At 59.0% G+C, this 21,894-nt stretch carries 19 protein-coding genes and 1 tRNA gene; 9 read left to right on the top strand and 11 right to left on the bottom strand.

The genetic code is table 11. The annotated features are described in order from the left end of the window. Window positions 1–276: 276 nt before the first annotated feature. Genes ACN9MU_RS24080 through ACN9MU_RS24065 form a run of 4 tightly spaced genes read right to left on the bottom strand, consistent with a single transcriptional unit; the run spans window position 277 to window position 6,049 of the window. Window positions 277–543 carry a PAAR domain-containing protein gene (locus ACN9MU_RS24080; protein WP_426163272.1) on the bottom strand — a complete coding sequence of 89 codons (267 nt, stop codon included), beginning with the start codon at window positions 541–543 and terminating at the stop codon, window positions 277–279. Next, window positions 540–1,640 (bottom strand): T6SS immunity protein Tli4 family protein, encoded by a 1,101-nt coding sequence (locus ACN9MU_RS24075; protein WP_426163270.1) that lies wholly within the window; start codon window positions 1,638–1,640, stop codon window positions 540–542. The genes ACN9MU_RS24080 and ACN9MU_RS24075 overlap by 4 nt, the downstream gene beginning before the upstream one ends. Further along, the gene (locus tag ACN9MU_RS24070; RefSeq protein WP_426343567.1) at window positions 1,630–3,309 is read right to left on the bottom strand and encodes an esterase/lipase family protein; all 1,680 of its coding nucleotides are present in this window, start codon (window positions 3,307–3,309) and stop codon (window positions 1,630–1,632) included. The genes ACN9MU_RS24075 and ACN9MU_RS24070 overlap by 11 nt, the downstream gene beginning before the upstream one ends. A 7-nt stretch (window positions 3,310–3,316) precedes the next feature. After that, window positions 3,317–6,049, bottom strand: a complete 2,733-nt coding sequence (locus ACN9MU_RS24065; protein WP_426343566.1) for a type VI secretion system Vgr family protein — start codon at window positions 6,047–6,049, stop codon at window positions 3,317–3,319. A gap of 167 nt (window positions 6,050–6,216) precedes the next feature. Between ACN9MU_RS24065 and ACN9MU_RS24060 the strand changes: the two genes are divergently transcribed. After that, window positions 6,217–7,419: an efflux RND transporter periplasmic adaptor subunit gene (locus ACN9MU_RS24060; protein ID WP_426344902.1), complete on the top strand. Its 1,203-nt coding sequence runs from the start codon at window positions 6,217–6,219 to the stop codon at window positions 7,417–7,419. 15 nt (window positions 7,420–7,434) lie between these two features. Next, window positions 7,435–10,566 (top strand): efflux RND transporter permease subunit, encoded by a 3,132-nt coding sequence (locus tag ACN9MU_RS24055; protein WP_426343565.1) that lies wholly within the window; start codon window positions 7,435–7,437, stop codon window positions 10,564–10,566. An 18-nt stretch (window positions 10,567–10,584) separates the two neighbouring features. Here the strand turns inward: ACN9MU_RS24055 and ACN9MU_RS24050 are convergent, their stop codons facing one another. Beyond that, window positions 10,585–11,670 carry an RNA-guided endonuclease InsQ/TnpB family protein gene (locus ACN9MU_RS24050; protein WP_426343564.1) on the bottom strand — a complete coding sequence of 362 codons (1,086 nt, stop codon included), beginning with the start codon at window positions 11,668–11,670 and terminating at the stop codon, window positions 10,585–10,587. 107 nt (window positions 11,671–11,777) lie between these two features. On the opposite strand from ACN9MU_RS24050, the gene ACN9MU_RS24045 reads away from it, so the two are divergent. Further along, a complete protein-coding gene (locus ACN9MU_RS24045; RefSeq protein ID WP_426343563.1) occupies window positions 11,778–13,163 on the top strand; it encodes an efflux transporter outer membrane subunit in 1,386 nt (461 codons plus the stop codon). Between the two features lie 7 nt (window positions 13,164–13,170). Here the strand turns inward: ACN9MU_RS24045 and ACN9MU_RS24040 are convergent, their stop codons facing one another. Further along, window positions 13,171–13,668, bottom strand: coding sequence for a GNAT family N-acetyltransferase (locus tag ACN9MU_RS24040; RefSeq protein ID WP_426163260.1), 498 nt, complete (start codon window positions 13,666–13,668; stop codon window positions 13,171–13,173). Between the two features lie 93 nt (window positions 13,669–13,761). Between ACN9MU_RS24040 and ACN9MU_RS24035 the strand changes: the two genes are divergently transcribed. Both ACN9MU_RS24035 and ACN9MU_RS24030 read left to right on the top strand, forming a co-directional pair. Next, window positions 13,762–14,367, top strand: coding sequence for a TetR/AcrR family transcriptional regulator (locus ACN9MU_RS24035; RefSeq protein WP_426163258.1), 606 nt, complete (start codon window positions 13,762–13,764; stop codon window positions 14,365–14,367). An 11-nt stretch (window positions 14,368–14,378) separates the two neighbouring features. Then, the gene (locus tag ACN9MU_RS24030; protein ID WP_426163256.1) at window positions 14,379–15,086 is read left to right on the top strand and encodes a fumarylacetoacetate hydrolase family protein; all 708 of its coding nucleotides are present in this window, start codon (window positions 14,379–14,381) and stop codon (window positions 15,084–15,086) included. A gap of 63 nt (window positions 15,087–15,149) precedes the next feature. Here ACN9MU_RS24030 and ACN9MU_RS24025 read toward each other — a convergent pair whose 3' ends face one another. Continuing rightward, a complete protein-coding gene (locus tag ACN9MU_RS24025; RefSeq protein WP_426343562.1) occupies window positions 15,150–15,986 on the bottom strand; it encodes an SIR2 family NAD-dependent protein deacylase in 837 nt (278 codons plus the stop codon). A 64-nt stretch (window positions 15,987–16,050) separates the two neighbouring features. Between ACN9MU_RS24025 and ACN9MU_RS24020 the strand changes: the two genes are divergently transcribed. Together ACN9MU_RS24020 and ACN9MU_RS24015 are read left to right on the top strand one after the other, a co-directional pair. Continuing rightward, a tRNA-Pro gene (locus tag ACN9MU_RS24020) sits at window positions 16,051–16,127 on the top strand. Between the two features lie 245 nt (window positions 16,128–16,372). Next, window positions 16,373–16,834, top strand: coding sequence for a RidA family protein (locus tag ACN9MU_RS24015; RefSeq protein ID WP_426163252.1), 462 nt, complete (start codon window positions 16,373–16,375; stop codon window positions 16,832–16,834). A gap of 77 nt (window positions 16,835–16,911) precedes the next feature. On the opposite strand, the gene ACN9MU_RS24010 is transcribed toward ACN9MU_RS24015, so the two are convergent. Both ACN9MU_RS24010 and ACN9MU_RS24005 read right to left on the bottom strand, forming a co-directional pair. Next, window positions 16,912–17,136, bottom strand: coding sequence for a hypothetical protein (locus tag ACN9MU_RS24010; RefSeq protein ID WP_426336211.1), 225 nt, complete (start codon window positions 17,134–17,136; stop codon window positions 16,912–16,914). Next, on the bottom strand, window positions 17,133–18,479 hold the full coding sequence (locus ACN9MU_RS24005; RefSeq protein WP_426343561.1) for a PAAR domain-containing protein: 1,347 nt from the start codon (window positions 18,477–18,479) through the stop codon (window positions 17,133–17,135). Before ACN9MU_RS24005 ends, ACN9MU_RS24010 begins: the two co-directional genes overlap by 4 nt. A 148-nt stretch (window positions 18,480–18,627) precedes the next feature. Between ACN9MU_RS24005 and ACN9MU_RS24000 the strand changes: the two genes are divergently transcribed. Next, window positions 18,628–18,900, top strand: coding sequence for a type II toxin-antitoxin system Phd/YefM family antitoxin (locus tag ACN9MU_RS24000; protein WP_426163245.1), 273 nt, complete (start codon window positions 18,628–18,630; stop codon window positions 18,898–18,900). Continuing rightward, entirely contained in the window at window positions 18,878–19,174 is a 297-nt protein-coding gene (locus tag ACN9MU_RS23995) for a Txe/YoeB family addiction module toxin (protein ID WP_426343560.1), read from the top strand. The genes ACN9MU_RS24000 and ACN9MU_RS23995 overlap by 23 nt, the downstream gene beginning before the upstream one ends. A gap of 51 nt (window positions 19,175–19,225) precedes the next feature. On the opposite strand, the gene ACN9MU_RS23990 is transcribed toward ACN9MU_RS23995, so the two are convergent. Together ACN9MU_RS23990 and ACN9MU_RS23985 are read right to left on the bottom strand one after the other, a co-directional pair. Beyond that, window positions 19,226–21,151 carry an ATP-binding protein gene (locus ACN9MU_RS23990; RefSeq protein WP_426343559.1) on the bottom strand — a complete coding sequence of 642 codons (1,926 nt, stop codon included), beginning with the start codon at window positions 21,149–21,151 and terminating at the stop codon, window positions 19,226–19,228. Beyond that, window positions 21,151–21,825 (bottom strand): response regulator transcription factor, encoded by a 675-nt coding sequence (locus ACN9MU_RS23985; RefSeq protein WP_426163239.1) that lies wholly within the window; start codon window positions 21,823–21,825, stop codon window positions 21,151–21,153. Before ACN9MU_RS23985 ends, ACN9MU_RS23990 begins: the two co-directional genes overlap by 1 nt. Window positions 21,826–21,894 lie beyond the last annotated feature (69 nt).

Here is a 21,894-nt window from a genome sequence, read left to right as displayed (position 1 = left end):
TTCGGTTGTGGATAAAGCAGGGAACACGAATGCGTCACGGCGACGCATGTAGGCGCGCGTAAAGTCAGCGTCGCGGCGGGGCCGTGATGGACAAAGGGGCAGGGTGGTTGGCATAAGCCAGCGGGAGGAACTGCGGTTGCGCGTTGAGCGGTGGTGACACGAGGTCGAACACGATTTTTTGTTATTGCTCTTCAATGAGTGCGTGAAATCATTCTGGCACACCTTGATAAAAATCAAAGATGCTGCACTGCGATTAGATTAGAGCTTGCCCTCTAATTAATTTGAGGCGAAGGTTGTAACTGTCGAAATCAGTGTCGCGCCACAGCTCGTCTTGTCGCCCTCGTAGGCGACAGCTTTGCCGTTGACTAGATGGCCGCTGTTGCCGCTAACGATGACGCAGTTCTGGTGGCCAGTGATCGGGCATGTACATCGATCACCTACCAGGGCGACTGGCTTTCCGCTGACACGAAATTGCGGGGCACTTGTGGCGACCACCTTCCCGCCATGAGAGGTTGGGTCGCCAACGCGGATGACGTTTTTCATTTCGCGGTGTTTGTACTTTTGGTTTTAGGCACTGTGGGGCGTTCTCGAATTGAACCGATCAGGCGGTCCCACAACGCAATAGCCTCCGCATCGCTGATGCTCGGCGTTTTGGCTCCTTGAGTGTCTCCATCAACGCCAGAATGTAGCGCCAGGTCCAGCACTGGCAACATCGGATTCATTGGTTCGCCGTGGCTGACGAATGCAAATTCATGTGACTGATGTTCGTCTTTCTGGGCGGGTTTCCACGCCGCGACCTCGAAGCCTGTCCAGCCTCCAATAGTTCGATTGCCGCGCCTGAAGAATTTGATCCTGGAATACCAATCTGCGCCGCCTCGCTTCTTGGCTTCTTGCTCGGCGCCTACAATGCGCCACTCCAGTCCATCAGACTCCACCAGATCGGATTTGGCGGTCATATCGATCGAAAAATGGACGTCATTCAGCCTGACGCCAAGTGTTACGCGCTCGGTGTTAAATTCATCGAGAGGAGCGATGAGGGCACCGTCGATGCACATTCCTGGAGAGGTAGGAATTTCGTCGTCAGCTCGTTGGTGGACCCTTCTGCTTATTGCGTTTAGATGAGCCAATAGTTCTTGGTAATCATCAGTCTTTTTATAAGCGAAACCCCACGCAAGGAACAAGTCGTGACCGATTGGGGTATAGGAACGAAGCTCGTACTCATCTTCATTTGATCCTCTCATCGCGAAGACAATCTTTTGGCCTGGAACTGCCCCATCGATGATCTTACCGAGCATTGGCCCGGCATCACCCAACACTGTACTCGTGAGTTTCTTCTTCTCGGATGTTTCCGCTTGATCTGCTTTTAAAATTGAGTCGAGCTTTGCAACGCCAGAAGGAATAACGGCGATGTCAGCGCCGAGGTAGGCCGGGCCATATACCACCTCCGCTTGGGCTGGAACATCAATGAGAAAGCGCCCGATGCAATAGGTCTTTGTCTTTTCGAACCATCTTGAGATTTGATCATGTTTGGTTTTCATTTTAACTCCGGAGGTTTTATCGGCACCGGTTGCCTGAATAGGGGCTGCAGCCAGAATCCCGATCAGTGCGCTCAGAATCACGTCAGAAAATTTATGAGACATCGTTCCACCTCATCGTTTGAATGATCTTCACAAGCGAGTACAAAGTAGATCGAAGCGCAGCTTCATCCTTATAGCTATCTTGATGTTCATACCCGGATTGTCGAAATATCCCTTTCACCTTGCCGCTCTGGCGTTGATGATCTGAAGACCGCAGTGGCACTGTTTGATCACCGGCTCCTACGGACGGGCCTAGAGAGATTTTTATCGAACGTTTGTCTTGCGCGGTCTGGACCTTGAATTTGCCTTGCTGATTGTCTTCAGTAATGGCGAGATTTTCCCAGCCAAGATAAAGCTGGCCTTCCCCCACATTCCATCCGATGGTTTCCCATGAGTTGCGGTCGACGTCAGATCCATAGTGTGCGTAGGTATTGGGGTGGAAAAAATCCGCGATCATTTCGTGGAATCTTTGTGCAAGCCCTAGATACCGAAATGTCCTGCTTATGCTGACACCTTGTATTTTTGCTGGATTGAGCCATTCCTCCCGAATGAGTCGGTACCACTCGGTGCGCAATTTATATATTTCGTTGTAAGGGTTTCCATAGGTAGGTAGGCGCCTTATCAAGTTATTCCCCTGACGTATTTCTAACCAGCTATTTCCATATGCTGCACTCGGCAAGAGCTGCAATCCTCCCTGTGAGTTGCCAAGGACTGCAGTGACCTCTGGTCCAAAGTTACCAAGGACTTTTGGGGCAGGGGCCCATCCGACCAGGCCCTCTTCAAAGCCACAACGCATTCGCCGGTAAGCGGCAGGTGCGCCACGGGAAGGCATCACCCCATGCACGATGCCCTGGATTTTTTCCATGGCACCTCCAATTTCGGGATGCACCAAAGCACGCGCGACCAGTCCTCCCATGGAGTGTGTGACGACAATGACTTTCTCGCAGTGGAAGCCATTAGAGGAATATTCGGCAATCAGTGCATTTATGCGTGCAGCGATTTTCGTGGCAGAGATCGCGTTAGATTCTAGCCAGTTGTACCCCATTGCATGAACAGGGAACCAGGCCGACGAGAGAGCGTCTTTGATATCGCTCATGCTTAGCGGAGGGATAACAGGTGTATCGGTGGCTTGCCAATTCCGAGGAGATTGGGTAGCGATGTCTTTCCAGGCATCGTCGATGTCTGGAGCGTTCAACTTCGATTCACACTGTTCCAGAAGAATGCGATAGCTTGAATATAGAATTTCCTGCCATCCGCGACGCTTTGCTTTGTCCCTCTTTGATCTCCTTGGTATGACTGTAGCTGGATCATCAGTAAGAAGAGGGGAGTTCGGCGTAAAGGGAAGGTCAACATCAAGTCGGCCAATGGCATGCCTGTCATCGGACGTTTCCTTTCGCGTGCCCGTTGGGCTTCGGCCATTGTCATATGTATCAACCTCTGTCGCATCTGGATCCAGCGCTAGTTGGCGATACGCCGGCGTTACCGACATAAGATCAAGTGCCTCGCCTTTCCTGTCCGGCCGCCATGCAATGTTGTTCTTTTTCTTGAGCGTCCACTGCCTCGGCTGCGACATGCGCAGGTTTGATCCCATGATCCCAGGTAGAAAGACGATGGGTATGACCTTCTTGGGCGGAACAACGAAACGCTGTGGGCGTTTGTCCTCCTTGGGAGTGCAAAAGCCTTCGGACTTGGTGCCGCCGGTTTCGGGGCGAATGGGCAGTTGGATTGACATACTTCACCTAGTCGAGAAGTTCGATCGAGTATTTCGCGAACGCGGTCTTCGTGGAGAACCGTTCCGTTAACCCACTCGCGTCAGTCCTTCCTTCAATTACCTTGCCGTCTTCGAGCTCGATTCGGTACCGCCTTTCCGCGAGTGGGCGGGCAGATCGGAGGTCGGTAATCACAACTTGCTGGTCGTGCTCGGACTCGGCAGAGGGGACCTGCTTGCTCTCGGGACTTCCATCGCCGCCGTTGAGGTGTTCGAATTTCGAGGACTTGATCGTATGCGCGCCGGTACTTTGCTGGATAATCTTCCCGCCATCGCAATCGATCTGGGTTCCCTGAGCGACCATCTTGATCTTCGGAGAGTGCAATTCAATTCCATCATTTGCGACCAGCTTGATGGCCTTGGAAGATGCGATCACGATGCTGCCATCGTGCGATTCGATTTTTATGTCGCCGCTTGCTGCGATCAGCTTCATTCCGAGTTTGCATGCCAGCACATTGATCCCCTTGGCGGCCCTGGCAAAGAGGCTTCCACCAGCACCAATGTTGGTGTTTCCGACGCTGTTGGCAAACAGGTCGGTTTGAGCAGCGAGTGCTATTGCTTCCGAGCTGCCGGCGATGATTCCCTCTGCACCGGATATCGCCACCAGCGGCGCGCCTCCGTTCGCTTTCCAACTCTCCAGCTTGTCGGTTAAGGCATTGAGCGAGGCGTTATCGCCGTGATCTTCAGAATGTGCGTCAGCAACCAATGTAAGGTGAGACGAAACGTTCTTGGCAAGGATGGCTATTCCTTGAAGACGCTCTCTGTCCAGGAGTTCTTTTTTGGGACCAGTGAAGCAATTGGCGGCAATCAAAACCCCCGCTTCGCCCCGGATGGAAATAGCCTGTTCGCTCCTTAGTTCAGCGCCTTCGCCACGCGGGTCACCAGACCCGCCAGCCCTGTCGGACGTAAGGAAGCCCAGATTCAATTGGCTGCCGCCATGGTCGCTTGCCAGTTGCGCGCTGATTTCATTTGCGGTGTCATCGAAACGAAGCTGGCTCCCCCTGCTTCCGAAAATCTCGCGGCTGCGGATGCCAGACATGTATCGATTTGTCGGCAGGCCGTCTGCGCGACTCATGGCGGGCGGCAGCCCCCGTTGATTGAACAGCTGCCCAACTATGACCGGCTTATCCGGATCAGCGCCAATGAAAGCGACCAGTACTTCGGTGCCAACCCTGGGAAGCCCTAGATAGCCGCATTGGAGTTGAGAACCTGGCCCGTTGCCAGCCCAACTGCTGGCGACGCGTACCCAGGCGGAGTCCATATCGGTCTCCGCAGCACCTGCACCTTGTGCATGCTGATGATCAGCAGTTCTCGTTGTGCGGAACCGTACCTTTACCCGGCCCAGTTCATCGCAATGGACCTCTTCGCCGTCTCGCCCGACGACAACGGCGCTCTGAATTGGTATGTTGGGGAGTTCAGTACGCGCGTCGTACGACGGAACGATAGGGATGCCGCGCCGGACTGCGTCGAAACTGACCCTGATGTGAGTGTTGGACTGTTCGTCGCCAGGGTCTTGGCAATTTACGCGTTGCATCCACTGGTTGCGAGAAAGCAGGCGTTGCATCCGCTCTGTCAACCCTTGCGACAGGTTGTTCGAAATTGCGAGATGTAAGGACGTAATCACAAATTCGCAATCAGGACCGGAGTGCGCATCTATCTCAGGATGCCCTTCCAAGGCAAAGTATTCGCCCGCGCAAAGGTCGCGGACGCTGCCTGCACCGCGGAAGCATTTGGATTCATAATCGTGGCGGTCGATTGCCAACTGGCCTAGCTGGCAGAGGTCGTCGTAATCGCTACCCGCATGCGGTGACAGCACCTGATAGTCGTCCAGCGTAGCGGACAATTCGTACGCTGTCTCCCCATGCTTCATGTTGCTGTCGGCTGTGGCCGTCTGATAATCCGCATTACCAGGCTGCTTATAGTCCCAACTGTAGCGCGTGACTTTGGATGGTTGCAGGGTGCGGCTTGCGCACCAAGACGTGATCGTGTCGCGATCTTCGGTTGCGGCATCGCGGTGATAGCGAACGACGCCGGCGCTATTCGGCTGGAGGCCGTTAGAGTCATTGAATAACACCATCGTATGGGACGGATGGTTTCCTTGGTCCGGACGGAAGAACCATGCCACACCGCGCCGCTTGAGCATGCGCCGTATGAACGCGGCATCCGACTCGTTGTATTGCATGGTGAATTCACGCTGCGGGTAATTGGCATTCGCGAGAATTTCGTCCAGTTCATACCTGAAGCAGGTGCCTATGATTGGATTGGTATGGATCCATTCGTCGAGAATGTGCTGCACGATTTCCACTTCGTTCTTGTTGCGGAACACGCGGGTGTTGGTGCGTTTTTCCATGATGGATAACGCATCGCGCAGCACAATCTGATAGCTGGCCAGTCCGCCGTCGCTGTCTCCGGCGCGCGCTTCCGTGACGATGCCGCAAATGCTGCGCAAGTCTCCACGATCGGTGACGATGTCTACCGCCACGGGTAGAGCGATCAGTTCTTTCAACGGGATATAGGCATCGAGGGAGACGCAGAAGATGCGGAATTCAAGGCCCCCGCAAATAGACTCGCTGCCGTCTATGCATTGCGGCAGCAGGACATCTTCCAGCATCTGCGTGCTGTGGGCCAGGCGTAGGCGAAGGGGGCGATCGTCTGAAAGCAGGTCTTTGTCTTGCCGGAAGAAGCTGAGCAGGGCGTTGTCCACTTTTTTGCTCCCATGGCTTGGTCAATGCGGTAGCTCATGTTTGCACGCGTAAAAGATGTCGACATTGATCTTCGGCAAAGTGCTAATTACTGACCCGCTGGTCAATTTTTTGATTTGTGTTAGAATGATCGTTCATTCTAAGTCTTTTGGGAAAAAAGATGAAAAACATGCAAAAGAATTTCATGCTGCTGGGTGCTGCTGCCGCAGTAGCCGCAATGGTCGCCGGCTGCGGCGGCAAACAGGCCGGTCCAGCCCAAGGGGGCGCCCAGCAGGCGCCGGAAGTCGCGGTCTTCACCGTGGCCCCGCAAGCGCTGGCCATGAGCACCGAGCTGCCGGGCCGCACCGCTGCCTACCAAGTCGCTGAGGTGCGGCCACAGGTGGGTGGCCTGATCCAGAAGCGCCTGTTCACTGAAGGCGCCGACGTCAAGGCCGGCGTCCAGCTTTACCAGATCGATGCCGCAACCTATGAAGCTGCCTTCAATTCCGCCAAGGCCAACCTGGCCAAGGCCAAAGCCAACCTGGCTGCCGCCACGCCGAAAGTCGCCCGTTATAAGGAGCTGGTGGCAATCGAAGGCGTGAGCCGCCAGGATTACGACGATGCCGTCGCCACCCACGAACAGGCCAAGGCCGAAGTGGAGGCGGCACAAGCCGCCGTCGATTCGGCCCGCATCAACGTGGATTACACCAAGGTGGCATCGCCGATCTCCGGCCGCATCAGCCGCTCCAATGTGACGCCGGGGGCGCTGGTAACTGCCGGCCAGGCTACTGCGCTGACCACCGTGCAGCAATTGGACCCGATCTATGTTGACGTGACTCAGTCCAGTGAGGAACTGCTGCGCCTGAAGCGCGAAATGGATAGCGGCTCGCTCAAGAAAGGCGACGGCCAGGCGGCGGTGACGCTGCTGCTTGCAGATGGCAGCAAGTACGCGCTGCCGGGCAAGCTGCAGTTTTCCGACGTCAGTGTTGATCCGGGCACCGGCAACGTGACCCTGCGCGCATTGTTCCCTAATCCGAAGCATGACCTGCTGCCTGGCATGTTCGTGCGTGCCGTGCTGGAAACGGGCGTCAGCGAGCAAGCCATCGCCGTGCCGCAAATGGGCGTGACCCGCAACCCGAAAGGCGAAGCTACGGCCTTGGTACTGAACAAGGAAGGCAAGGTTGAACAGCGCGTGCTGCAAACCGGCGGCACCATCGGCGATAAATGGCTGGTGAAATCCGGCCTGGTTGCCGGCGATCGCGTCATCGTCGAAGGCCTGCAGAAAGTGAAGCCTGGTGGCGAGGCGCATGCGACGAGCGCCGTGGTGGCAAAGAACACCTCCGGTACCGCCACGACTGCGGCTGCCGACAAGCCTGCTGTCGCGGTGCGCTAAGCGGAGGTTTTCATCATGTCTCGTTTCTTTATCGACCGGCCCATTTTCGCCTGGGTGCTCGCCATCGTTGTGATGCTGGCGGGTGTGATGGCGATCAAGGGCCTGCCCATTGCGCAGTATCCAAGCATTGCGCCGCCATCGATCTCGATCACCGGTTCCTATCCGGGCGCATCGGCCAAGACGGTGGAAGACGCCGTGACCCAGATCATCGAACAGAAGATGAAGGGTATCGACGGCTTGCGCTACATGTCGTCGAACAGCGATTCGACCGGCGGCATCAATATCACGCTGACCTTCAACAGCGGCACCAACCCGGACATCGCCCAGGTGCAGGTACAGAACAAGCTGCAGCTGGCTACGCCGCTGCTGCCTAGCGCTGTTACCCAGCAAGGCCTGGTGGTGTCGAAAGCAACCCGCAACTTCATGATGGTGCTCGGCTTCATTTCCGAAGACGGCAAAATGAAGAATTCCGATCTGGGCGACTACGTGGCTGCCAACGTGATCGATCCCCTGAGCCGGGTGCAGGGCGTGGGCGATGTGACACTGTTCGGCTCCCAGTACGCGATGCGCATCTGGCTGGACCCGCAAAAGCTGCAGGGCTTCCAGCTCACGCCTGCTGACGTGAGCGCGGCCATTCAGGCGCAAAACGCGGAAGTGTCCGCCGGTGAACTGGGCGGCGCGCCAGCCGTGCCGGACCAGCAGTTGAACGCCACGGTGACGGCCCAGAGCCGTTTGCAAACGCCGGAGCAATTCGGCGCCATCCTGTTAAAGACCACGGCCAGCGGCGCCACCGTGCACCTGCGCGACGTGGCTCGCATTGAGCTGGGCAACGAAAACTACAACACCGTGGCGCGCTACAACGGCGCACCTGCGGTGGGCGTGGCGATCAAGCTGGCGACCGGCGCCAACGCGCTGGACACCGCCGATCTGGTGAAGAAGAAGATCGAAGTAATGGGCAAGCAGTTCCCGCAAGGGATGAAGGCCGTGGTGGCATTCGACACCACGCCTTTCGTCAAGCTGTCCATCGAAGAAGTGGTCAAGACCCTGGTGGAAGCGGTGATCCTGGTGTTCATCGTGATGTACCTGTTCCTGCAGAATTTCCGCGCCACCCTGATTCCTACGCTGGCCGTTCCGGTCGTGCTGCTGGGTACCTTCGCCGTGCTGTTCTCTCTGGGCTATTCGATCAACACGCTGACCATGTTCGCGATGGTGCTGGCTATTGGCCTGCTGGTGGACGATGCCATCGTGGTGGTGGAGAACGTCGAGCGCGTAATGACGGAGGAGGGCCTGTCGCCTAAAGAGGCGACCAGGAAATCGATGGGCCAGATCTCCGGCGCGCTGGTAGGTATTGCCATGGTGCTGTCCGCCGTGTTCGTGCCGATGGCCTTCTTCGGCGGTTCGACCGGCGTAATTTACCGCCAGTTCTCGGTGACCATCGTTTCCGCCATGGTGCTGTCGGTGCTGGTGGCCATGGTGTTCACGCCTGCGCTGTGCGCGACCTTCTTGAAACCTGGCGCACACGTGTCGGAAAAGGGCTTCTTCGGCTGGTTCAACCGCAGTTTCGACCGCAGCAGCACCAAGTACCAGGGCTGGGTCGGCAAGATGATCAACCGCAGCGGTCGTTCGCTGGTGGTGTATGGTGCGTTGCTGGCCGTGCTGGCGGTATCGTTCATGCGCTTGCCGACTTCCTTCCTGCCGGAAGAAGACCAGGGCATCCTGTTCTCGATGGTGCAGCTGCCAACCGGCGCCACCCAGCAACGCACCCTGAAAGTGCTGGAAAAGCTGGAGCACCATTTCATGGAGGATGAAAAGGCCTCCGTGGCATCGGTGTTCACCGTGGCAGGCTTCTCGTTTGCCGGTAACGGCCAGAACGCCGGCCTGGCCTTCGTGCGGCTGAAAGACTGGTCCGAGCGCAAGAGCCCGGACCTGAGCGTGAAAGCTGTGGCTGGCCGTGCCATGGTCGCCTTCTCGCAAATCCGCGAAGCCATGGTGTTTGCCTTTGCTCCGCCAGCCGTGATGGAACTGGGTAATGCCAGCGGCTTCGACCTGCAACTGCAGGACCAAGGGGGCCTTGGACACGAAGCATTGATGGCTGCGCGTAACCAGCTGCTCGGCATGGCCGCCAAGAACCCGCTGCTGATGGCGGTGCGTCCGAACGGCCAGGAAGATACGCCGCAATTCAAGCTCGATATCGACCAGCAGAAAGCTACCGCGCTGGGCCTGACCGTGGCCGACGTGAACAAGGTGCTGAGTGTAGGCTGGGGTTCGTCGTACGTGAACGACTTCGTCGACCGTGGCCGCGTCAAGCGCGTCTACCTGCAAGGCTCGCCGGAATCGCGCATGGCGCCGGAAGACCTGAACAAGTGGTTTGTGCGCAATGCGCAAGGCGAGATGGTGCCGTTCTCCGCCTTCGCCACCGGCCGCTGGATTTACGCTTCGCCGCGACTGGAACGTTATAACGGCGTCTCGTCGATGAACGTGCAGGGCATGCCGGCGCCAGGCGTCAGCTCCGGCGTGGCGATGGCTGAAATGGAAAAGCTGGTGGCGCAGCTGCCGGCCGGTATCGGCTTCGAGTGGACCGGCCTGTCGGTCGAAGAACGCGATTCCGGCTCGCAGACCACGGTGCTGTACACCATCTCCGTGCTGATCGTGTTCCTGTGCCTGGCCGCGCTGTATGAAAGCTGGTCGGTGCCGTTCTCGGTGCTGCTGGTGGTGCCGCTGGGCGTGATCGGTACCGTGCTGGCGACCTGGGGCTTCCACCTGTCGAACGACGTGTATTTCCAGGTCGGCTTGCTGACCGTGGTCGGCCTGTCGGCGAAGAACGCGATCCTGATCGTGGAATTTGCCAAGGAACTGCAGGAAAAGGGCATCGAACTGCGTGAAGCCACGCTGCAGGCAGTCAAGCTGCGCCTGCGTCCGATCCTGATGACGTCCATCGCCTTCGGCCTTGGCGTGCTGCCGCTGGCCATTTCGAGCGGCGCGGGCTCCGGCAGCCAGAACGCCATCGGCGTGGGCGTGCTGGGCGGCATGCTGACGGCTACTTTCCTCGGCATCTTCTTCGTGCCGGTGTTCTTCGTGGTGGTGCGCGCATGGGTAAGCCGCAAGGCTTCCGCCGCACCGGCCACCCTCGCTTCGGAGGCGCATTGATTTGACGTCCCCCCCGTCCTAAAGGACGGGGATTCCTGCTTCCAGCGTCGCACGTCCGCGACGGAGAATGTTTAACGCAGCATTACGATCACGATCATGTACCACACCGCATTCGCTGCATTCCCACTCTCTTATTCCAAGGCCTGCGATACCTCTCGGCCTCGAATCGGGCAATGCGCCACAATTCGAGCAGGTCTGGGTGGTAAAGCGTTCGTCCACTTCCACGTACCGCGCGCCATGCCTTATGGCCTTGTACGCCAGCATCTTACGGAAGGACGACCAGCCTGCATCAAGCACGGACTTCGCCAGGCTGGTTTGGGCGAGTCCACTGGCATTGACATTGCCAACAGCAATATGGTCGAAGACGCGGGCAAGCTCCACCGAACTTTTATGCAAGAAGTCCAGCCGTCGCCGCGCCGTGCGCGCCTGGATGGCTTTGATGCGGCGCCGCTTGTGGGCTCGCTGCGCTACCGCCAACGCCGCTTCGGCCTCACGATAAAAGCCCGGCGCCGGAATCTTTTCTCCCTCGGACGGTGTAGCGAGATCCTTCAAGCCAAGATCGATACCGACACCGTGGTCGAGTGGCCGGACCGGCGGCTCGGCAACCTCGATCACAATGTTGAGGAACCAGTTACCACGACTGGCAAAGCTTTTCACGGGGCCCGAATTGCTGCGCAATTCGTCTTGCGCAAAGCAACTGCCGTCCTTGATCTTCCCTTCAGGAAGCGGGCGCGAGTAAAACGCGCGGAACGTATTGCCAGCAAAACGAAAGGCGTTGCCTTCCCGATGCAGGTCGCGTCCTTTGAAAGGAATCCATCCCAAAGACTTCCGACCGCGGTAACGCAGATAAGGACGACGGTGTTGGGCACGCGATTTGGCGAACTGTTCGCATACGGCATTGATCACACCGGAGTGCAGTTCCAATTCCTTGCTGCTGCCGGTAGTCAGCTTGTTCAAGTCAAAGCCGGTCAGCCAAGGGCGCTCAAACCGCAAGGCATCTTTCTGCCGGTCATTGCAGTAGTTCCAGACGAAATTCACCTTACGGGCCTGCAGATCAAGCAGCCCGTTTTTCGATTTCACACGGAAACGGTAGACGAGAATCATACTGTAATTTTATACAGTATTTCACAAATCTCAAGGAGAACGGCCGCGTTGCGGCCGGCTCCTTTCACTCCCCGCCCTGAAGGACGGGGTTTCCCGGAGCAAATCTGATGAACAAGACCATTCTGACCCTTGCAGCGGCAGCCCTGCTGGCCGGCTGCAGCCTGGCGCCGACTTACCAACGCCCGGACTCGCCGGTAGCTGCGGCCTGGCCGCAGGGCGAGGCCTACAAGCCTGCAAAGACAGCGGCCGATGCCAAGCCAGCCAGCGAAATCGCCTGGCAGGACTTCATCGGCGACCAGCAACTGCGCGAAGTCGTTGAGCTGGCGCTGAAGAACAACCGCGACCTGCGCGTGTCGGCGCTGAACATCGAGAAGGCGAGGGCGCAGTACGGCATCGACCGTTCCGCTCAACTGCCCAAGGTGAATGCGCAGGTAGGCCAGAGCGCCTCCCGTGCGCCGGGCGGCGACATCAACCGCCAATACACCGGCGGCCTGGCAATTCCAGCCTACGAGCTGGACCTGTTCGGCAAGCTGCGCAACACGTCGGAAGCTGGCCTGCAGGCCTACCTCGGCACGCAGGAAGCACAGCGCGCCCAGCGCCTTAGCCTGGTGGCCGAAGTGGCCACCACCTGGCTTGGCCTGGCTGCCGACAAGGAGCGCCTGCTGCTGGCGCAGGACACGCTGAAAAGCCAGCAGATTACTTATGAGCTGAGCAAACGCCGTTTCGAATCCGGCGCCACTTCGGGTCTCGACATGTACGAAGCACAAACCAGTGTCGAAGCCGCGCGCAACGACATGGCCCTGTATACCGCCCAGGTAGCGGCCGGCGAGAACGCGCTGGCCCTGCTGGTCGGTACCCAAGTGCCGGCAAGCCTGCTTCCGCAAGCTTTGCCGACGTCGGTGACCACGCTGGCCGAACTACCTGAAGGCGTGCCGTCCTCCGTGCTGCTGCAACGTCCGGACGTGCTGGAAGCGGAAGCCTCGCTGAAGGCAGCCAACGCCAATATCGGCGTGGCGCGTGCAGCCTTCTTCCCGAGCATTACGCTGACCGGGACGGCAGGCAGCGCAAGCAGCAGCCTGGGTAATTTGTTCAAGGCGGGCACCGGAGCCTGGACCTTCCTGCCGCAACTGACGCTGCCACTCTTTGACAGCGGCGCCAACAAGGCAAGGGTGGATATCGCCAAGGCGGACAACGGCATCGCCGTGGCACGCTACGAAAAGGCGATCCAGTCGGCCTTCCGCGAAGTAGCCGACGCGCTGGCTCAGCGCGGCACGCTGGACGAGCGGGTGGAATCGCAGGCAGCGCTGACCGAAGCGGCAAGCCGCAGCTACCGTATCCACGAAGCGCGTTACCAGAAAGGGGCGGAGTCTTACCTGAATGCCCTGGTGTCGCAGCGTACCTTGTACGCCGCGCAGCAAAGCCTGATCAGCGTGCGTCTGGCCAAGGCGACCAACCAGGTCACTCTGTACAAGGTGCTTGGAGGCTGGGCCTGATCAGCGCCTAGTCGATACCGGCCGGCGGCATCCACTCCATGATGTTGTAGTTGCCGTCCGCCGCCAGTATGTCGAAACCGCAGCGCAGCAGCAGGCGCTGCGCCGGGCTGCCAAGCACCAGGTTGAGCCGCACCGGCAGGCGCAGGCGCTCGCCCTGGGCCTGCAAGCTGCGCAGCAATCCAAGCCCGATGCCGCGGTTGCGGTATTCGGGCAGCAGGCAAATATCGAGGATGCGCAATTCGTCCGGGCCGTAATCGACGTACAGGCGCCCGATCGGGCGTTCGCGATCCATGATCAAGGCCAGGTCGGCATTGGGGTATTGGGTTTCATACCAGGTTTGCTGCGCCTTGAACTGCAAGCCTTGCAGCAGGGTTTCGGTGGCAAGGTCACAGGCCCCCATCCGAACTTCAGCGCTGCGCGTGCTGGAATAAAGCTGCTGCATGAAGGCCAGGTCGCCCGCTTCGGCGGGCCGCATCTCAATCGAGCGAGAGGTACGGGAAGGCATATCACTCTTTCCTTTAAGAATGAAGTAACTGCCTTTCCATCATAGCACGTTGTAATTTGACAAAGTTCATTCCCTTGGCCATTGTTACGCCTTATGACTGAAAAACGCCACATTGACCCAGAGCGCGCCGCCAACCGCCGCCGCCAGGTACTGGACGCCGCCGCCACCTGTTTCCGCCGCAGCGGATTCCACGGCGCGAGCATGTCCGAGATTTCCAAAGCGGCCGGCATGAGCGCCGGCCATATCTATAACTATTTCGCCAGCAAGGACGCCATCATTGCCGCCTTCGTTGAAGAAAACGAAACGCGCGTGATGGGCATCATCAGCGACATCGGCAGCCAGCCCGACCCGCTGCAAGCGATCATCGACGACGTCGACCAGAGCATTCGCGACAACCTCGACCCCGACTACTGGGCGCTGCCGCTGGAAATCGCCGCCGAAAGTGCGCGCAACCCCGCCATCGCCGCGTTGAGCCAGGGGGCGGACCGCCGCATGTGCGAGCGCTTCCTGGCCATGCTCAAAGCCGGCCGCGCAAAGCATGGCCTGGCTGCCGATGACGCCACCGTCGAAGGCCGCATGCAGGCCGTGATCTGCCTGTACCAAGGCTTGCAGCTACGCGTGCTGAATTATCCCGAGTTGCCGGTCCCCGAGCTGGTAGTATCGTTCCGCGTCGCCTTGCGCGCGCTCCTTTTCACCTGAGGATTCAAGCAATGGCCAATTACGTATTCCCGCCGCACCAGGTTGCGGCGCTTCATATCGCCGGTTCCGACGAGCGCTTCCCGGTACGCCGCGTCTACTGCGTGGGCCGCAATTACGCCGGCCACGCGCGCGAAATGGGCTCAGACCCGGACCGCGAACCGCCGTTCTTCTTCTGCAAACCCGGTGATGCTGCGGCCGTGGTGCCTGTGGCGCCGGGCACGGTAGTCGAATTGTCATACCCTCCGCAAACCAGCAATTACCACTACGAGTGCGAACTGGTGGTGGCCATCGGCGCCGGCGGCAGCGATATCTCCGTAGCCGACGCGCCAAAGCACATTTTCGGCTACGCCGTCGGCCTGGACATGACGCGCCGCGACCTGCAAGGAAAAATGAAAGATGCCGGCCGTCCGTGGGAGATAGGCAAAGCCTTCGACTATTCCGCGCCAGTGGGCGAATTGCGCCGCGCAACCGATGTGGCGGGCGTCGAAAGCGCCGCCATCGCGCTGGCGCTTGACGGCACGGTCAAGCAGTCCAGCAGCACCGACCACATGATCTGGTCGGTACCTGAAACCATCGCCAACCTCTCCACGCTATTCCGCCTCGAACCCGGCGACCTGATTTTCACCGGCACCCCGGAAGGCGTCGGCGCCGTCACACGCGGCCAATCGCTGACAGGCAGCATCGAAGGCCTCTCCAGCCTGTCAGTAAAGTTCATCTAAGCCGAGAAACCTGAGCAGTCGGGGTCAGACCCTCGCCGGATGGCCGTCCCGTCTGACCGCGGTTTACCGGTTTTGAATTTCGCGGCCAATCGCCCGCAACCCCTCCAACGCCCCCGCCGCGATCCCCACATCCGCCGCGCCACTCACCGCAAACTCGCGCGGATTGATCCGCACCATCCGCCCGCCACGCTGCACCACGCCATGGCCAAAATGCCGCACCGAAGGGATCGCCGTTCCCGCCCCCAACTCAATGACCAAGGGCCGCCGCACCTTCTCCAACCAAGCCTCCAGCCGCGCCGCCTGCATCCCGCTACGCCGCTCGACCCAGCCCCAATCGCCAAACATCAGGATATTCGGCCGCGCCAACCCGCCGCAATCCGGGCAGCGAGGCGCCTCATTGCGCAGCCGGCAGGCATCGGCATCCACATCCGGCACGAAATCGTCCGCCGGCCAGATCTCGCTGCAGCAAGGCTCCAGGCATTGCAAATGATGGATCGACCCATGGCACTCATAAATGGCGCGCGGATCAAACCCGGCCTTCTGGAACTGGCCATCCACATTGCTGGTGAAGACAAAGCTGCCATGTTCGATCGCCTCACCCCAAGCCTTCAGCAGCGCGAACCCTTCATGCGGCGCCGTCTCACGATAAAGCTTCAGGCGATGGCCGTAAAAGCCCCAGGCCAAGGCCGGGTCGTCACGGAAAGTGCGCGGCGACGCCACGCTGGTAAATTCCATTCGCGCCAGACCCAGGGCAGGGTAGGCCTTCCAGAATCCCTCATTGCCACGAAAATCCGGCAAACCCGAGTCCACGCCAATACCGGCGCCGGCAGCAATGACCAGTCCATCGGCTTGCGCAATGAGTTCGGCCGCTCGCGCAGCCAGCTGTCTTTCGATCGTCATTCGTATAGTTTGAGGTAACTTTGACAAAACCACAAATTGCTCTGATATAATCCGTGGCTCGAGTCGGGGCGTAGCGCAGCCTGGTAGCGTACCTGCATGGGGTGCAGGGGGTCGGAAGTTCGAATCTTCTCGCCCCGACCAACAGAATCAATGACTTAGGCCAACCATCGCGGTTGGCCTTTTTCGTATCCGCGATGTCCTTACGGCCCTTCAACTTTGGCCTCGCCCCCTTTTTGGCATCGTAGCTGACTCTCACGCGCTAGCGGAGCGCGACATCCCGTAACTCTTTTTAGGGATGCGGAAACAGGTTCGTTTTGTGAAAATTGGCCCGTTTGCTCGTGCAAATAACCTCCGGGCATTCGAAACCGAAACGAAACCATGGGAGCATGATGAGTAAAACCCTCAAGAAAACATTCGCCAATCACGGCGTTGCCTGGGAAGGCATCTACGGCTACAGCCAGGCCGTCAAAGTAAAGGACGTGATATATGTGTCCGGCCAACTCGGTCATGACAGCCAGGGCGTTCTGGTTGCACCCGCAACGCTTGATTCCAGCGGAAGGCCGACCGATTTCTCAGGTATGGAGCAACAGATGCGGCAGACCTACTTGAACGCAATCGCCCTGTTGGCTGAATTCGGCGCTACGCTGGACAATGTTGTTGAAGAGACGCTCTATGTTCTGGATGTAGATGCTGCGTTCGCAGTGGCGGGAAAGGTGCGGAAAGAGATGTATGGCATCGATCTTCCGCAATGCGCGAGCAATCTCATTGGCGTCAGCCGCCTTGCGTTTCCACCGCAACTAATTGAGATAACTTTCCGTGCCGTTCTGCCAGATGGCGCCGACGAGTAAGCAACGCAATTCAATCGGTCGCGTCTCTGTTGCCGAAATCCCTGCCTGGCAGCTGCGGCGTGGCCGGACGGTTCGCGTCACGGTCCGTATTTGGCGATGCGTACGCCCATTTCTCGTAGCCGCAGCAAGACCGCTTGCGCCAGCTCCTCGTCATTGATCGGCAAGTCGAACTCGCGGCCTTCTTCGTTCACGTAGCACAGCATCTCGGAATAGGGCGTCACCTCGATGTAGTAGCTATCGAGCGTCTGGCCGCGGCCGAAGAGAAATTCCGTTACGCGCTCTTTCAATTCCATTTCGTTCATCGTTTGTTTCCAACCGTGGGAACCGGGTCTTTATAGAAGCCCGGATAGTACACCGTATTGTCCGCATCGCCAGGCCCCCAGAATATCCTGGTCGGCACGGGGCGGGCATCGGGATTGACCTGGAGCTCTTTAAAATAGCGGCCGTTGATCATGTCCATGTCCGCCGGCGACGGCCACTTTTGCGTGCTGATCTCGTTAGGGTGCACGTGGCCGATCAACCGTCCATTCTTTGGTACCGGGCTGCTCCACGCATCGCCGCTATAAAGCGTTTTCACAAGTTTGCCGTTTATGCGCTCGCTCACCAGCGCAAATTCAACTTTGCGGCCGCCCAGCGTGCCAAGTTCGTATACATCGCCGAAACGAATGGTTTTGTCCGTGACGATTACTCCGTGTTCGCCAGGCAGGTGGCCGGTCGCCTTCAATTCTGCCATGGTGGTGTGGGTGCCGAGACCTTCGCTCTTGGGGAACTTGCCGCCGCTGGCCTTGCCGCCCGCCTGGTTAAGAAGTTCGGAACTCGGCGGCGCTTTTGGCGAAGTAAATTTGCCACCAGCCCAGGTAGCGCCTTTGGCACCGAAGATTCCACCCAACACGCTGCCGGCCAGCATCGACCACTTTTGACCGTCCGAGCCTTCGCCGAAGATTTTCCCGCCCAGCCAACCGCCGCCAAAACCGCCGGCAAGTCCGCCAACCAGGCCGCCAGCTGCCAGCAATGGCCCGCCCAATACCACCGCAGCCCCCGCGCCAACGACGAACAGCCCGACGTGCACCCAGGTCGGTACCAGGTCTTCTGCATGCATTTCGTCGGTCTGCACCGTCTCGCCGCCGATATTGACGTTCTTCGAACCCTCGGTGATTTCGGCACTGCAGCTGGTTTTGTCGGACTCCCGCGCGGCGGGCATGCCGTTGATGAAAACCGTTCCGCTGCCGGTGGCAATGACTTCGTTATCGGTGTGTTTTTCGCACTTGGCGTAGTCAAGGTGGGCGCGGGCGGCTGGTCGCCGGTTGGTGAAAACATTGGCGGAGCCTGCGCGCATGATTTTGCCGACCACTTCTTTGGGCGCCCAGCTCATTGTGCTCATCATCTCGCCCACGCCAGCGCCTGCGGCGGCCATTCCGCCCACAACGGCGGCAGCAGCTAAACCGCCGGTGCCGACGATGGCGACTGCTGCCACGGCAATTGCAGCACCTGCCAGCAAGCCTGTCAGCAGCCAGCTCATTGTGGGACTGTGCCCAATGGGATCGTACAAACGAGCGGCTTGTGCCATATCCAACGTAAGCTGTGAAAAGCCGGCAACATTATCAAAAAAATATTGCGAGTGCCGCACAGTTGGGATGAGGCTCAAATATGGTACGGACATCGGTACAACGTATACTTGTTGTACCGATTTAAGTACAATGTTTTCGGGCCGGCAGGTTGCCGGAAATCGAGATTTTTATTTACCAGGAGAGGCTTGACGCTTAAGAGCCGTCGAGCGAGAAGGGTGAAATGGCATGAACATCTTAACTTTTAGCGAAGCGCGAGCCGGGCTGAAAGCTGTGATGGATGATGTATGCAATGACCACAGCCCAACGGTTATCACCCGTCAAAACGGTGAGCCGGTCGTGATGCTGTCTTTGGCGGACTTTAATAGCATCGAGGAGACGCTGTACCTCCTTCGGTCTCCGAAGAACGCCAGCCGGTTATTGGAATCATTCGAACAGTTGAAGTCCGGTAAGGTGCGAAAACGGGAGCTTATCCGGAATGAAGGACAAAAAGGCAAGTAACAAAGATCAAGCCAAGAAATCCGCAGTCGCATTTACCGAACACGCCTGGGATGACTACCTCCACTGGCAACAGGAGAACCCTAAGCTGGCGGTAAAGATCAACGCTCTTATTGATGCCTGCATTTCTGACCCATTCGAGGGAATTGGCAAGCCCGAACCGCTGAAGGGGAACCTGACGGGATTATGGTCGCGCCGAATTGACCGTGAACACCGTCTGGTATATGCAGTCGAAGGCACCAGTGTGTACATTGTCGCGTGCCGTTACCATTACTAGGCTTTGCTAAGCTGAGGGAAATGGCATGGGTATCCGAACACGAACTGACGTTTAATTCGCCTGTAGCGGCAACAAGAGGGTGAAGGTCGTGCCCGCGGCTCTCGAGTCCCACACTACGCTGCCATTCAATGCTGCTGCGCGGCGTTGCTGGTTTTGCAGGCCGCGCCCCGAGCCGCTGGCAAGTGCGGCGGCAAGGTCGAAGCCTGCGCCATTGTCGGCAATTGAAATTTGGATGCCTTCCTCATGCGCACTGGTCGCTACGCGGATTTCGGTCGCCCGTGTGTGGCGCAGGATGTTGGCTATGCTTTCCTGCACAATGCGCAGGATGTGCAGGGCGCTTGATGGCGTCAGCCACTCCAAAGTCGGCACCTCCCGTACTTCCCAAATCAGGCGCACGCCCGAGCCTTCAAGGCGCGGTTCAAGGCGGAAGCGCAGGGTGGCCAGCAACAACAGCAAGTCTGCATCGACCGGTTCCATCGAGTCGATGGTGAGTTTGAGATCGTCCAGGCAATCCTTCAGGATCTGTGCGACGCGGTCGCCGCTGATCTTGCCATGTTCGACGGAACGGATGGCGCCGATCAGCGATGAACCGAGGCCGTCGTGCATGTCCTGCATCAGGCGCTGGCGTTCGTCGCTGATGGTCTGGCGCAGTTCACTTTCGCGCAGCCGGCGATGGCTCGCTTCCAGTTCCGCTTCGCGTGCTTTCAGGCGCTCGGCCAGACGCACGTTTGCTTGTTCCACTTCGGCGATGGCCGATACGTAGCGCCGGTACAGCAGCACGCCGAACGTAGCGAAACAGACCGCCGGCATGTAGGCGCCCATGTAGAAGCCTTCCACGCTGATGAAGTTATTTTGCAGCAGCCAGTCGGTCATCCCCATGCCGATGCACAGCAGCAGGCCAACCACGACCAGCCGGCCTTCGCTGGAGTGCTTCCACGAGAGGAAGCCGGCGACAAAGCTGGCGATAAGGCACATCAGGGCTGCTACCGGATAGATCATCGGCGTGACGGTCGGCATATTCGGCAGCACTGCCAGCACCGGCGTGGTGAGCACGCCGATCAACGCGGTGATGCCAACCAGGCTGCGGGTCAGCCATTTCAGCGGCCGGTGGTGTAATTGGCGCAGGAAGAAATGCACCGCCAGCACGAGCCAGAACAGGGAATTGACGGTCAGCCAGGCGAACCAGTTGTTGGCGATGGGCAGGGACACATAGAAATGCAGGCCGCGCAGGAAGCAGGTGGCGGAGAGGTTGAAGAACAGCAGGTAGGCGATGTCCTGCGGCCGGCGGAACCAGACGAACAGCGCGAACAGGCCAACCGCCATGAAGGCGGAACTCAATAATGCAGGCAGCTCTTTTTGTACCCATTCGCGAACCAGGAAGGCCTGTCGCAGCACATCTGCTGGCCCGAGCCAGAGCGAAGAGAGGGCAACTTGCGAACGCGGCGTGTGTTCGAGCCGCAGCAGGATTTCCTTTACCGGCGCCTGGCCGGGTTCCAGCGTAATCCAGAGCGGGGTGCGAGTGCTGTTGTACAGCGGACCGTTCTGCTGCGAGCGATGCGCGAGGCGGCCATTGATGTAGACAGCCACCGTGCCGTCGGTCTTGATACGGGCGCCGTAGATAGCGAGGGCCTCCGCTCCTTGCTGCGGCCCTGTCACGTCGACCCTGATCCAACTGACCCTCACATGCTGCGCCTGTTCGTCTGCGCGGCCGGATGCGGCTTGGCGCAGCAGTGCAATGCGGGGGCGGAAAGGCAGTTCTACGCTTTGCCATTCTCCAGCCAGGAATGCGCTCGATACGGACTGCGGTGGAGTGGTGAAGGCTTCTGCCTCTTGCTGCAGCCAGCTGGCGCGGGTGAGGTGGATGCGTGTATCGCCAGCATGGCCGCCGCCCAGGTAGAGCAGGGCGGCAGCAACCAGCACGGCGCAGGACAGGATTGCCAGCAGGCCGCCGGCAAGGCGTGCGGTTCGGGTGTTCATCAGACCAGGCCCTGGTTGCGGGCCTCGTAGATTGCTTCGGCCTTGGAGGTTACCTTGAGTTTGCTGTAGATGCGACGCACGAAGGTGCGCACGGTGAAGTGCGAGAGCTGCATCAGGCCTGCAATTTCCGGTACGGTGAAGCCTTTGGTGATGTAGTCCAGGACTTCCTTTTCGCGCTGCGAGAGCTGCGATGCGCCGTCATCCGCTGTGGCTGCGGTAGCGGGGGCCGGGCTGCGGAAGCGCGCCAGCACCTGGCGGGCGATGATGGGGCTGATTGGGCTGCCGCCACTGGCCAGGCTGCGGATTTCGTCGCCCATGCGCGACGGCGAGCTGTCTTTCAGCAGGTAGCCCGCGGCCCCGGCTTCGATCGAGCGCATGACATGGGTCTCATCGCCGAAATTGGTACTCACCATGATGTTGCAGCCGGGCCAGCGCTGGGCTGCGGCGCGGATCACGGCAATCCCTGAACCATCCGGCAGGCCAAGGTCGACCAGCAGCACGTCGGCGGCAGGTCCGGCCAGCATGGCCAGGCCGTCTGCGAGGGTGGCGGCATGGCCGGCCAGGCGCATGTCGGGGGCGTCCTGCACCACCTGGCGCAGCGCACTGCTGAAATCAGGGTCGTCTTCGACGATGGCGACGGCGATGGGCGTTTCCATGAGTTCAATCTCGGTCATTCGGGCATTTTACGGCGCTGCGGCGTTACCCGGCGTGTAGTGCATTTGTGCTACAGACTGTTAAAACCA

The organism is Pseudoduganella sp. R-32 (assembly GCF_049913245.1).
Classification (GTDB): Bacteria; Pseudomonadota; Gammaproteobacteria; order Burkholderiales; family Burkholderiaceae_D; genus Rugamonas.
The sequence above is the reverse complement of the archived record's forward strand: the minus strand, read 5'-3'. Positions and strand labels throughout refer to the sequence as shown.

Excerpts from the sequence above, each read along its gene's own strand:
- ACN9MU_RS24080 (WP_426163272.1), bottom strand. The coding sequence starts at position 543 with ATGAAAAACGTCATCCGCGTTGGCGACCCAACCTCTCATGGCGGGAAG.
- ACN9MU_RS24075 (WP_426163270.1), bottom strand. The coding sequence starts at position 1,640 with ATGTCTCATAAATTTTCTGACGTGATTCTGAGCGCACTGATCGGGATT.
- ACN9MU_RS24070 (WP_426343567.1), bottom strand. The coding sequence starts at position 3,309 with ATGTCAATCCAACTGCCCATTCGCCCCGAAACCGGCGGCACCAAGTCC.
- ACN9MU_RS24060 (WP_426344902.1), top strand. The coding sequence starts at position 6,217 with ATGCAAAAGAATTTCATGCTGCTGGGTGCTGCTGCCGCAGTAGCCGCA.
- ACN9MU_RS24055 (WP_426343565.1), top strand. The coding sequence starts at position 7,435 with ATGTCTCGTTTCTTTATCGACCGGCCCATTTTCGCCTGGGTGCTCGCC.
- ACN9MU_RS24050 (WP_426343564.1), bottom strand. The coding sequence starts at position 11,670 with ATGATTCTCGTCTACCGTTTCCGTGTGAAATCGAAAAACGGGCTGCTT.
- ACN9MU_RS24045 (WP_426343563.1), top strand. The coding sequence starts at position 11,778 with ATGAACAAGACCATTCTGACCCTTGCAGCGGCAGCCCTGCTGGCCGGC.
- ACN9MU_RS24040 (WP_426163260.1), bottom strand. The coding sequence starts at position 13,668 with ATGCCTTCCCGTACCTCTCGCTCGATTGAGATGCGGCCCGCCGAAGCG.
- ACN9MU_RS24035 (WP_426163258.1), top strand. The coding sequence starts at position 13,762 with ATGACTGAAAAACGCCACATTGACCCAGAGCGCGCCGCCAACCGCCGC.
- ACN9MU_RS24030 (WP_426163256.1), top strand. The coding sequence starts at position 14,379 with ATGGCCAATTACGTATTCCCGCCGCACCAGGTTGCGGCGCTTCATATC.
- ACN9MU_RS24025 (WP_426343562.1), bottom strand. The coding sequence starts at position 15,986 with ATGACGATCGAAAGACAGCTGGCTGCGCGAGCGGCCGAACTCATTGCG.
- ACN9MU_RS24015 (WP_426163252.1), top strand. The coding sequence starts at position 16,373 with ATGATGAGTAAAACCCTCAAGAAAACATTCGCCAATCACGGCGTTGCC.
- ACN9MU_RS24010 (WP_426336211.1), bottom strand. The coding sequence starts at position 17,136 with ATGAACGAAATGGAATTGAAAGAGCGCGTAACGGAATTTCTCTTCGGC.
- ACN9MU_RS24000 (WP_426163245.1), top strand. The coding sequence starts at position 18,628 with ATGAACATCTTAACTTTTAGCGAAGCGCGAGCCGGGCTGAAAGCTGTG.
- ACN9MU_RS23995 (WP_426343560.1), top strand. The coding sequence starts at position 18,878 with ATGAAGGACAAAAAGGCAAGTAACAAAGATCAAGCCAAGAAATCCGCA.
- ACN9MU_RS23990 (WP_426343559.1), bottom strand. The coding sequence starts at position 21,151 with ATGAACACCCGAACCGCACGCCTTGCCGGCGGCCTGCTGGCAATCCTG.
- ACN9MU_RS23985 (WP_426163239.1), bottom strand. The coding sequence starts at position 21,825 with ATGACCGAGATTGAACTCATGGAAACGCCCATCGCCGTCGCCATCGTC.